This is a genomic window from Streptomyces sp. UNOC14_S4, from assembly GCF_020740835.1.
In the GTDB taxonomy this organism is placed as follows: Bacteria; Actinomycetota; Actinomycetes; order Streptomycetales; family Streptomycetaceae; genus Streptomyces.
Map to the genome: position 1 here is coordinate 1 of NZ_JAINFC010000763.1, position 2,569 is coordinate 2,569.

2 protein-coding genes are annotated in these 2,569 nt (G+C 74.2%); one reads left to right on the forward strand and one right to left on the reverse strand.

Annotation, left to right across the window (positions count from 1 at the left end; translation table 11 throughout):
* Positions 1-23 precede the first annotated feature (23 nt).
* Positions 24-764, reverse strand: a complete 741-nt coding sequence (locus K6I34_RS35425; protein ID WP_238490272.1) for a response regulator transcription factor — start codon at positions 762-764, stop codon at positions 24-26.
* A gap of 200 nt (positions 765-964) precedes the next feature.
* Between K6I34_RS35425 and K6I34_RS35430 the strand changes: the two genes are divergently transcribed.
* Positions 965-2,224 (forward strand): globin domain-containing protein, encoded by a 1,260-nt coding sequence (locus tag K6I34_RS35430; RefSeq protein WP_229332138.1) that lies wholly within the window; start codon positions 965-967, stop codon positions 2,222-2,224.
* Positions 2,225-2,569: the final 345 nt, after the last annotated feature.

A 2,569-nucleotide genomic window follows, 5' to 3' on the forward strand; every position in this document is an offset into this window, starting at 1 on the left:
CTCTCCGCAGGGGGTGGGGCGCGCTATCGTCCGTTTTTCAGTCGGCCCGCGATGACCGCCGCTTGTACCCGTCGCCCGACGCCCAGTTTGGACAGGAGCGACGAGACGCGGTTCTTCACCGTCTTCTCGGCGAGGAAGAGGCGGTCGGCTATTTGACGGTTCGTCATGCCCTCTCCGATCAGTTCGAGGATCTCCCGCTCGCGCGGGGACAGGCGGTCGACGCCCGACGCCTCCGACGGCTCCGGCTCCCGCGGGCCGCGGAGGCGGGCCATGACGCGGGACGCCGTGCGCGGGTCGAGGGTCGACTCGCCGGTGGCCACTGTCCGTACCGCGGAGACCAGTTCCGAGCCGTTGATCTGCTTGAGGACATAACCCGCCGCCCCCGCCATGATCGCGTCGAAGAGCGCCTCGTCGTCGTCGAAGGACGTCAGCATCAGGCAGGCCAGCTCCGGTGTCCGGGCGCGCAGTTCGCGGCACACCTCGATACCGCCGTGGTCGCCGCCGTCCTCGCCCGACTCCCCGAGCCGTACGTCGAGGACCGCCACGTCCGGGCGCAGCGCGGGCACGCGCGCCAGGGCCTCCCGGCCCGTCGACGCCTCGCCCACGACCTCGATGTCCGGCTCCGCCTCCAGCAGGTCGCGGACGCCGCGGCGGACGACCTCGTGGTCGTCGAGGATGAAGACGCGCAGGGGCCTGCGCCGGTCGGTCGCTTCGACCGGTGAGATCACTTCGATCACTTCGCCGTACGGGTGACTTGAGTCCATAGAGGCGAGTATGTCCCGGGCCTGTCGGGGAACTGCGCACGGGGTACGGCACCCCGCGGGGCCAGGCGCAGTTCCCCGCGCACAGCACACACCCCGTCCGCACGCCCCCGATAGGGCCGTTCGGCCCTATCGGGCAGGGCCCTCCGGGTCCGCGGGCCCGTTGCCATACTGGCGCGCGTCCCCGCCCGAGGAGCTCCACCGTGAACCCCGTCAACGACACGTACCACTCGCTGCTCGCCCGGCACGACGCGATGCGGCTGCGCCGCAGGCTCTCGCAGCCTCCCGGGGGTGCCGCCGCCGATCCGTCGCCGCCGCAGCAGCCGTACGACGGTGCCGTCGACCAGCGCGTCATCATCGGCAACCTCGAACTGGCCACGCCCTTCGAGGCCTTAATCACGCACCTCTACGACGCGATGTTCACGCACTGGCCCTTCCTGCGGCGGCTCTTCCCCGACTCCATGGAGTTCCAGCGGCAGCACCTCGCGAGCATCTTCCGCTACCTCATCGAGAACCTGCACGATCCCGACGAGATCGCCCGCACCTTCACGCGCCTCGGCCGCGACCACCGCAAACTCGGCGTGCGCCCCGCCCACTACCGGGCATTCGAGGCCGCTCTGCGCGAGGCCCTGCACCGCACGGCGGGCCCCCGCTGGACCGAGCCCATGGAGGCCGCCTGGGTGCGCATGCTGCGGTTCGCCGTCGCGGCCATGGTCGAGGGCGCGGAGGCCGCGCTCGGCGAACCCGCCGCCTGGCAGGCCACCGTCACCGCGCACGACCTGCGCCGCGCCGACCTCGCCGTCCTCCGCGTCCGGCCCCACGAGCCGTACCCCTACCGCGCGGGCCAGTACGCCGCCGTGGCCTCCCCCTTGCTGCCGCAGGCCTGGCGGCACTACTCCCTCGCCTGCGCACCGCAGCCCGACGGCGAGCTGGAGTTCCACGTCCGGCTGACGGGCCGGGGCGGCGTGAGCGAGGCCCTCGTCACCCGCACGTACGTCGGCGACACGCTGCGCCTCGGCCCCGCGGGCGGCACGATGACCCTCGACGCGGCCACGGGCCCCGACGGGACGCCGCGCGACATCCTGATCGTCGCCTGCGACACGGGCTGGGCCGCCGCCAAGGCGCTCCTCCAGGACCTCGACGCGCAGCGCCCGGCGCGGCGCTCCGTGCACCTGTACCTCGGTACGCGCCACCCCTCCGCCCTCTACGACACGGAGACCCCTTCGGGGCTGCGCGCCCGCTACCCGTGGCTGCGCATCGTCCAGGTGCTCGGCCAGGGCAACGGCTCGGCGTTCGGCGAGCACCGCGCCCTCACGGATGCGGTGGTCGCCGGAGGCGACTGGACCGACCACGTCGCGTACGTCAGCGGCCCCCCGGCGATGGCGGGCCCGACCGTGGCCCGCCTCGGCCGTCTGCTGCCGCCGGAGCGGGTCCTGCACGACCCGCTGCCGGAACGGGTCTGAGGCCCCGTTCGGCCCCCCGCGCCCACCGGGGTGCGTCTTGCGCTGCGCGCGCGGGTGCGCCCCCGGTGGGGGCTTGTCGCGCCCACGCGGCGGAGCCGCACAATGTCGCAGCCCCGCGCCCCTCAATGCCGCCTGCGAGCTCGGTGCGCTGTGTTCGTCCGGCGTCTGCGGGCCGGTGGGGACTTCTCGCGCAGTTCCCCGCGCCCCTGAAAGCCGCCCACGAGCTCGGTCGCCCCTGTCCGTCCGGCGGCTGCGGGTCGTCGCTGGTTGCTCGCGCAGTTCCCCGCGCCCCTGACGGGGCGCGGCGGCGCGCCCGGCGCCCGTGGCGGGGGCTTCGCCCCCTGC